General features: G+C 70.2%; 8 protein-coding genes. 1 reads left to right on the top strand and 7 read right to left on the bottom strand.

Annotated features, from left to right (window positions below; all coding sequences use genetic code 11):
• From G3I19_RS04725 to G3I19_RS04695, 7 genes are all read right to left on the bottom strand, one after another.
• Positions 1 to 1,361: DoxX family membrane protein (locus tag G3I19_RS04725; protein WP_164259781.1), on the bottom strand; the 1,361-nt coding region annotated here is incomplete at its 3' end.
• A 95-nt stretch (positions 1,362 to 1,456) separates the two neighbouring features.
• Complete coding sequence (gene rlmB, locus G3I19_RS04720) at positions 1,457 to 2,413, bottom strand: 23S rRNA (guanosine(2251)-2'-O)-methyltransferase RlmB (RefSeq protein WP_164259779.1); 957 nt, start codon at positions 2,411 to 2,413, stop codon at positions 1,457 to 1,459.
• Positions 2,414 to 2,497: 84 nt separating this feature from the next.
• Positions 2,498 to 3,898 carry a cysteine--tRNA ligase gene (gene cysS, locus G3I19_RS04715; RefSeq protein ID WP_164259777.1) on the bottom strand — a complete coding sequence of 467 codons (1,401 nt, stop codon included), beginning with the start codon at positions 3,896 to 3,898 and terminating at the stop codon, positions 2,498 to 2,500.
• Positions 3,899 to 4,097: 199 nt separating this feature from the next.
• Complete coding sequence (locus G3I19_RS04710) at positions 4,098 to 4,502, bottom strand: PPOX class F420-dependent oxidoreductase (protein WP_164259775.1); 405 nt, start codon at positions 4,500 to 4,502, stop codon at positions 4,098 to 4,100.
• Between the two features lie 216 nt (positions 4,503 to 4,718).
• Positions 4,719 to 5,249, bottom strand: a complete 531-nt coding sequence (ispF, locus tag G3I19_RS04705; protein ID WP_164259773.1) for a 2-C-methyl-D-erythritol 2,4-cyclodiphosphate synthase — start codon at positions 5,247 to 5,249, stop codon at positions 4,719 to 4,721.
• Between the two features lie 43 nt (positions 5,250 to 5,292).
• A complete protein-coding gene (gene ispD / locus G3I19_RS04700) occupies positions 5,293 to 6,087 on the bottom strand; it encodes a 2-C-methyl-D-erythritol 4-phosphate cytidylyltransferase (protein WP_164259771.1) in 795 nt (264 codons plus the stop codon).
• 388 nt (positions 6,088 to 6,475) lie between these two features.
• Positions 6,476 to 6,958: a CarD family transcriptional regulator gene (locus G3I19_RS04695; protein ID WP_006380568.1), complete on the bottom strand. Its 483-nt coding sequence runs from the start codon at positions 6,956 to 6,958 to the stop codon at positions 6,476 to 6,478.
• Positions 6,959 to 7,652: 694 nt separating this feature from the next.
• Here G3I19_RS04695 and G3I19_RS04685 point away from each other — a divergent pair.
• Positions 7,653 to 8,360, top strand: a complete 708-nt coding sequence (locus tag G3I19_RS04685; protein WP_164259769.1) for a DUF461 domain-containing protein — start codon at positions 7,653 to 7,655, stop codon at positions 8,358 to 8,360.
• The last annotated feature ends 59 nt before the right edge of the window (positions 8,361 to 8,419 follow it).

The following is an 8,419-nucleotide window of genomic DNA, read 5'->3' as shown; positions in this document are numbered from 1 at the left end:
GTCGACGGATGCGACGAGGCGTGCGCCGAGCCGCTCGCGGACGGCGCGGGCGACCTCGACGTGCGCTGCTGCGACGGGCTGCCCGACGCGCCGGGCTCCTGCGGAAGCGGCTGTCCCGGAAGCCGGTTGGTGGGATCGGTGTTCGGGCCCGGCACGGTCACGACCTGGGCGGAGCGCACCGCGCCGCCCAGCACCGCACCGATGATCATCGTCAGCCCGACGACCACCGCGGCGACGACAGCACCGCGCCGCAGCACCCGGCGCCGCAGCTCGGCGAGTTCGGACCGCGGGCCGAGCGTGCGCCACGCCTCGCCCGCGAGACGGCTGTCGATCGAGTAGACGGGGGCGCCCGCGATGATCAGCGGCGACCAGGCGGCGAGATAGATGATGTCCGGTGCGTCGTACACCGGGACGGTCCGCCAGCTGACCGTGACGACGAGCGCAGCGGAGAGCAACGCGCCGAACACCCCGGCGACCCGCTGCCAGAGCCCCAGTACGGTCAGCACGCCGACGACGACCTGCAGGAACGCGATGGTCAGCCCGGCGCCCACCGGGTGCGACAGCGCGAAGTCGCGGAGCGGGCTCGCCAGCGCCCAAGGGTGCAGCGAATGCAGCCACTTGACCATGGAGCCGCGTTCGCCGCCGTCGAAGTAGACGGGGTCGCAGAGCTTGCCCATGCCGGCGTACATCGAGATGAAGCCGAGGAACACACGGAGCGGGAGCAGCACCACGCCGAGGTTCATCCGGCGGTCGGGGTAGTAGGCGTGGCGGATGCCGTCCGGGCCGGGCCGCTTGCCGTCGGTACGGCTTCCGCCGCCGTCGGGGCCGTGACCGAGGCCGTCGTCGTACGCCTCGTCGGCGCCGTCGGGAGCATCCGCGTACGCGCCGCCCGAGTAGCGCTCCTGCTCGTCGTACGCGCCGACGGCCTCACGCATCCTGGGCAGCAACTGCGTGCCGGGGCCCTCGCCCCCGGGGCCGCCGCGCGGGGGGCCGTCCGCTCCGTCGACGTCGATACGGGGGATGACCTGGGTGGCTCCGGCGTCCTGGCCGGACGCGTAACCGACCTCCTGGACGCCGGAGTTCCGCACGGCCTGGAGAAGTCTGATGGCCCCGGTGTCGTCGGGGGCCGACTTCCCGCTCCACACGACAGGCGCCCTGCGCCGCCCGCCCGCGCCGGCGGCCGCGGGGATCCTTGCCGTGTCCTTCAGGCGCGAACCGGCGGGCCGCGGAGTCGAGTTCGGTGCGAGCTGCACCCGGAAGCTGGCGTGGTTGACGACGACCTGTGCGGGATCGCACGGCACCTTGACCATGCTCAGCGCGGGCAGGTCGTCGAACCCGGGTGTTCTGGTGTCCACGCTCATCTAACCGAGTGACACAGGTTTAGGACACTGCCTTGACACCCCGGATCTGTCCGCGACCCGTCAACACCCCGCGCAGCCCCGGGTACTGGAGCCGGTCAGGCCCGGCGGCGCGCCGCCTCGTACAGGACGATGCCCGCGGCCACACCCGCGTTCAGCGACTCCGCGCCGCCCGGCATCGGGATCCGCACCCGGTAGTCACAGGTCTCGCCGACGAGCCGGCCGAGGCCCTTGCCCTCGCTGCCGATGACGATGACGACCGGGCCGCCCAGCGCCGCCAGGTCCTGCACCTCGTGCTCGCCGTCCGCCGCGAGGCCGACGACCGTGATGCCGGCCTTCTGGTAGCCCTCGAGCGCCCGCGTCAGGTTGGTGACCCGGGAGACCGGCGTACGCGCGGCCGTACCGGCGGACGACTTCCAGGCGCCCGCCGTCATCCCGGCCGCCCGGCGCTCGGGCACGACCACACCGTGGCCGCCGAACGCGGAGACCGAGCGGACGATCGCACCCAGGTTCCGCGGGTCCGTCACCCCGTCGAGTGCCACGATCAGCGGGTCCTCATTGGCGTCGTACGCGGCGGACGTGAGGTCCTCCGGGTGCGCGTACTCGTACGGCGGGACCTGGAGGACGAGGCCCTGGTGGTTCAGGCCGTTCGTCATCCGGTCCAGCTCCGGGCGCGGGGCCTCCATCAGGTTGATGTTGCCGCGCTGCCCGGCGAGCTGGAGCGCCTCGCGCACCCGCTCGTCGTTGTCGATGTACTGCTGGACGTACAGCGTCACCGCGGGGACGCCGTCGCGCAGCGCCTCGTACACCGGGTTACGGCCGACGACCATCTCGGACGTGCCCTTGGCCCCGCCCCTGCGCGGCGCGGGGCGGCGGGCCGCGGCCTGCCGCGCCTGGGCGCCCGCGATGCGGTTCTTCTTGTGCCCCTTGCGTTCGGACGCGGGGGGCGTCGGCCCCTTCCCCTCAAGGCCGCGGCGTCGCTGGCCCCCGCTGCCGACCTGCGCGCCCTTCTTGTTGGACGTGCGGCGGTTCCTGCGCTGGCTGTTCCCGGCCATGACCTACCTGTTTCTCTGCTGCTCAGTACGTACTACGTATAGGAAAGTGTGCCGCGAACGGCGGCGTGGCGCTCACCGCGGGCGTCACCGCGGGCCGAGAGTCCAGCGCGGACCGTTCGGCCCGTCCTCGATGACCAGGCCGGACTGCTGGAGCTGGTCGCGGATCGAGTCCGCGGTGGCCCAGTCCTTGCGGGCCCTGGCGGCCTCGCGCTGTTCGAGTACGAGCCTGACGAGTGTGTCCACCGCCCCGTGCAGGTCCTCGCCGCGGTCCCCCTCGCCCGCCCATGGCTCGTCGAGCGGGTCGAGACCGAGGACACCGAGCATCGCCCGTACCTCGGCCAGTCTGGCGACGGCGGCTTCCTTGTCGTCGGCTGCCAGCGCGGAGTTGCCCTGGCGGACCGTGGTGTGCACGATCGCGAGCGCCTGCGGCACACCCATGTCGTCGTCCATCGCCTCGGCGAAGGCGGGCGGCACCTCGGCGGCCGGGGCGACCGCGCCGCCGGCCTTCTCGATGACCCGCTGGATGAACCCCTCGATCCGGGCGAAAGCCGACTCGGCCTCCCGCAGGGCCTCCTCGCTGTACTCGATCATCGACCGGTAGTGCGGGGTTCCCAGGTAGTAGCGCAGGACGATGGGGCGCCACTGCTTGACCATCTCACTGACCAGCACGGAGTTGCCCAGGGATTTGGACATCTTCTCGCCGCTCATGGTGACCCAGGCGTTGTGCAGCCAGTACGCCGCGAAGTCGTCGCCGTACGCCTTGGACTGCGCGATCTCGTTCTCGTGGTGCGGGAAGATCAGGTCGATCCCGCCGCCGTGGATGTCGAAGGCGCTGCCCAGGTACTTGTGGGCCATGGCGGAGCACTCCAGGTGCCAGCCGGGCCTGCCGGGGCCCCACGGGGTCTCCCAGGAGGGCTCACCGGGCTTGACGGACTTCCACATGGCGAAGTCCCGCGGGTCGCGCTTGCCGGTCACACCGTCCTCGGCGGGCTGGCGCAGCCCGTCCAGGTCCTGGTTCGAGAGCTGGAGGTAGTCGTCGTACGAGCGCACGTCGAAGTAGACGTTTCCGTCGGCCTCGTAGGCGTGACCGCGCTCGATGAGGACGCGCATCATCTCGATCATCTCGGTCATGTGGCCGGTGGCACGCGGCTCGTAGGTGACCGGCAGGCAGCCGAGCACGTCGTATCCGGTGTTGAACGCGCGCTCGTTCTCGTAGCCGATCGCCCACCAGGGGCGGTTCTGCTCCGCCGCCTTCTTGATGATCTTGTCGTCGATGTCCGTGACGTTCCGGATGAACGTGACCTCGTAGCCGCGGTACGCGAACCAGCGGCGCATGATGTCGAAATTCAGCCCGGACCTGATGTGCCCGATGTGCGGGGCCGCCTGCACCGTGGCGCCACAGAGGTAGATCGAGACACAGCCCGCAGTGAGCGGAACGAAGTCGCGGATCTGCCGGGCGCTGGTGTCGTACAGACGAATAGTCACTGCACCAGGGTAGTGGCCCCATACCAGTGCCAGGCGACCCTTTGCCCGACGGGGCAGGGAAGTGTGACGCAACAGTGCCCCGGAGCGCCCGCCCGGCGGCCGGTGAACGGCCGCTGAACGGGGCCCGAGCCTGTGCGGGGCTGCTCAGGGATCGCCCGGGAGCCCGTGATGACGGGATGCCGACGGCGAAATCCAGCCGTCAGACCCGGCCGACGACCTTGCGCGGGGTGATCCTGACGACGACCCGGGCGGCGTCGTTGGCGGAGTCCGGGTTGAACTCGGCGTACGGCTTGCCCGTGTACTTCAGCGCCAGCTCGTCGATCAGTTCCTGGCCGCCCTCGGTGGTGAGCGTCGCCGTGCCCCGGATCTCCGCGTACGAGTAGGGGGCGTCGAAGGGCTGCACCACCACCGTGACCCGGGGGTCGCGGCGGAGGTTCTTCTCCTTGCGGCGGTCGACCGTGGTCGAGATCAGGACATCGTCGCCGTCCCGCTTCGCCCAGACCGGGCTCACCTGGGGACTGCCGTCGGGCTGGATGGTCGCGATGTTGACGAAGACGGGGCTGTCGAGGAGTTCCTTGAGCTTGTCGCTGAGTGCGGCAGACACGGGCTTTGCCTCCGATTGCTGAACAAGGGTGCGGAAGGGGTACTGACTGCAAGGGGTACTGACGGAAGTGGGTACGGCTTGCGCTCCCATCCCTACCCCAAACAACGCGGCCCTGTCCCGGCTTCCCGGCCGATCGGCGCGCGCCGCGCGTTGTGTGCCGGTGCGTGCCGGTCCGTGGCGGAAACGGAACGGACGGACCGGCCCCGCAACCGTCCGTCACGTACGGACCACCAGGGCCGTCGCGATGGCCGCCAGCCCCTCGCCCCGGCCGGTGAAGCCGAGCCCGTCGCTGGTGGCGGCCGAGACCGAGACGGGCGCGCCGACCGCGCCCGAGAGGATCTGCTGCGCCTCGGCCCTGCGCTTGCCGATCTTCGGCCGGCCGCCGACCACCTGGACGGCCACATTGCCGATGGTGAACCCCTCGGCGCGGACGATCCTGGCGGCCTCGGTGAGCAAGGTGATTCCGGAGGCGCCCGACCACTCGGGGCGGCCGGTGCCGAAGTGGGCGCCCAGGTCTCCGATCCCGGCGGCCGAGAAGAGCGCGTTGCAGGCGGCGTGCGCGACCACGTCGGCGTCGGAGTGCCCCGCGAGGCCGGGGCCCTCGCCCTCCCAGCGGAGGCCGGCGCACCAGAGTTCGCGGCCCTCCTCGAAGGCGTGGATGTCGGTCCCGATGCCGACCTGCGGCAGCACCACCTGCGGGGGAACCGTCGAAGGCTGCTGCTCGGGCTGCTCGTGCCCGGAAGCCACTGCGTGCTCAGAAACCACTTCGGGTTCAGAAACCACTTCGTGTTCAGAAGCCACTGTTGATCCTCCTGCGGGCGAGAACCGCCTCGGCCAGGACCAGGTCGAGCGGCCTGGTCACCTTGAACGCCTCTTCGTGCCCCGGGACCACCACGACCCGCACCCCGAGCTGCTCGACCATGCTCGCGTCGTCGGTGACGTCGTGGGTGACGGTGGCGTGCGCGCGGGCGAGCAGCGCGCGGTCGAAGCCCTGCGGGGTCTGCACGGCGCGCAGCAGGGCCCGCTCCGGGGTGGCGACGACCGGCTCGGGAGCGCCGCCGGCCTGCGGCTCGACCTGTTTGACGGTGTCGGCGAGCGGCAGGGCGGGCACGACCGCCGGGGCGCCGTTCCGTACGGCCGCGACGACCGCGTCCACGGTCTCGACGGGCACGAGCGGCCGGGCCGCGTCGTGCACGAGGACCGCGGTGACGCCCTCGGGGAGTACGCCGATCCCGAGGCGGACGGACTCCTGGCGGGTGTCACCACCGGGGACGACCAGGAGCTCGGTGCCCGCCGGCCAGGAATGGCCGGCCAGCAGGGCCTCGACCTCGGCGGCACCGTCCGGCGGGGCCACGACGACCACGAGGGAGACAGCACGCGATCCGGCCATCGCCCGTACGGCGTGGACCAGCATGGGGGTTCCGTTGAGGGCGCGGAGCGCCTTGGGGGCTCCGGGACCGAGCCGGACACCGCGGCCGGCGGCAGGGATCACCGCGGCGGTGGTGTGGCTGGATCCAGCCGGAGCGGCGGCAGGAGATCCGCCGGTGGAGCTGGTAGGGGACGGGGTCCCGGGCTCGTCTGACATCGGTTGCGCGTTCAGGGTTTGTGTCCTCAGCCGACATGGGTATGGCCTGGGAGTGCCGGGCGCGACGCCCTGACCGGCCCCTTCCGTGACGACTGGTCGAGTCGGCATCCCGGGCCCGGCACACCACGTACCGATCAGTATCGGTCACGGTACGGCTCACGCAGCATCGCTCCATGAAAAACAGGCGAACAGCAGCACCGACCGTCCGAAGCCGCGGAGGCCAGGAGACCCTGGGCACCGCGGCGGAAGCGCCGCGCGAGAAAGCAGCATGCCGTGGTGCCCGATGACACATGGAGTGATCCGGTCGGAGATCCAACCGGACTGATCCATGTGGCCAGCGGGCACCACGGCATTCAAAGCGTCAAACAGGCGAAACGGGTCAAGCGGTTCAGGACGCGAGGACCTCGTCGAGCAGAGCCTCGGCCTTGTCTTCGTTGGTGTTCTCCGCGAGAGCGAGCTCGCTCACCAGGATCTGGCGGGCCTTGGCGAGCATGCGCTTCTCACCAGCGGAAAGTCCGCGCTCACGCTCACGACGCCACAGGTCGCGGACCACTTCGGCCACCTTGATGACGTCGCCGGAGGCGAGTTTCTCAAGATTCGCCTTGTAGCGACGGGACCAGTTCGTGGGCTCTTCGGCATACGGTGCGCGAAGCACCTCGAAGACCCGGTCAAGTCCTTCCTGACCAACCACGTCACGCACGCCTACGAACTCCGCATTGTCCGCCGGCACACGAACAGTCAAGTCGCCCTGAGCGACCTTGAGCACCAAGTAGGTCTTGTCCACGCCTTTGATCTGGCGAGTTTCGATAGCCTCGATCAGCGCGGCCCCGTGATGGGGATAGACCACGGTGTCGCCAACCTTGAACGTCATGTGACAGGTACCCCTTCCGTGGCTATCCAGTCTAACACGAGAACGGCTTCTTCTGAATGACGTTTTCGCAGGTCAGGGCATATCTCGGGGCTTGACAACAGCAACACGAACGTGCTGCGGACAGCTCCCCCGGGACGGTATTCGCAGGTCGGAGCGGCTCTGCGTACGGAGAGAAACGCGGACACCACAGGGATCCGAAGCCTTCCCGCAGGCGGCTAACGTCCCGATTTGCCGCATTCGAAACGGTGAACTTCGCGACCTCAGTTCGGATGTCGATCACCCATACGGACGCAATCAGAAATTGATCACTGTGCGCCGGAAGAGGGTTTTCCGTAAGGAATACGTGGCGGCCGGGAGCGGCAGAGAGAATTGATCACTCGCGATATGTGAACGGCGTACGAAGCCACGAGCGGACCCCTGAGTCGGGAGCATGAGTCGGGGGTCGAGTCGGGGCATGAGTCGGAGCATGAGTTCGGGGCATGAGTTCGGGGCTTGAGTTCGGACCGTCAGCCGGAGCCGTGGAGCGGGCGCCCGCGGCATCCGCCGGGTACCCGTACCGCCTGCGGGGCGGGTCGGGTGCGGGGCCGTGACGACGGCTCGGTAACCTGAGGCCGCTGACACACCCTTAGGGAGGCTTTACCCCCTCCCGCCCCTCGTCCCGTCCTGTCCGTACGTCCTAGGAGAAGCCGCCGCCGTGAGCAGCAGCCTTCGACGCGGCGTCCTCGCCGCTTCTGCCATCGTGGTCTCGATCGCCGCCCTGTCCGCCTGTGGCGCGGGCAACAACGCGGCGACGATCGAGGTCAAGCCGGACAACGCCGCTACGTCGGTCGGTGTCATCAAGGTCCAGAACGCGACAGTGATCACCCAGCCGAAGGCCACGGTCCAGGGCCCCGCCGTCATCTCGGCGACCCTCTTCAACAACGGTGACACGAACCAGACGCTCCAGGACGTCAAGCTCGCGGGCTCCAGCTCCGCGGTGAAGCTCACCCCGGCCAAGGGCAAGGGGCCGATCTCGGTGCCCGCGCACGGTTCGGTGACCATCGGCGGCAAGAACAACGCCGCCGCGGTGCTCACCGACGGCCGCTCGGCTGCCGCCGACGGCTCGACGCAGAACCTGGTCTTCCAGTTCAGCGAGACCGGCCGGGTGGCACTGGCCGCACTGGTCGTCCCGGCCACCAGCTACTTCCACGGCTTCGGCCCGAGCAGCCTGCCCGCGACGCCCTCCGCCCCGGCCACACCGGGCGGCAAGGCCACCCCGGGCGGCAAGGCGACTCCCGGTGGAAAGACCACCCCGAGCGGGAACACGACCCCCAGCGGTAACGCGACCCCCGGCGGCGGCACGCCGGCCGGCACGGGCACAGGTACGGGCACGGGCACGGGCACGGGCACGCCGAGCAGCTGACCCGCGCACGGAGCCGCACACACGCACCGCTCACCGGTCAGCGCGCAGCGCACCAGGCA

The sequence above is a fragment of the Streptomyces sp. SID10853 genome (assembly GCF_010548145.1).
In the GTDB taxonomy this organism is placed as follows: Bacteria; Actinomycetota; Actinomycetes; order Streptomycetales; family Streptomycetaceae; genus Streptomyces.
Note: the sequence above shows the minus strand (reverse complement) of the source record. Positions and strands in the feature narration are given on the sequence as shown.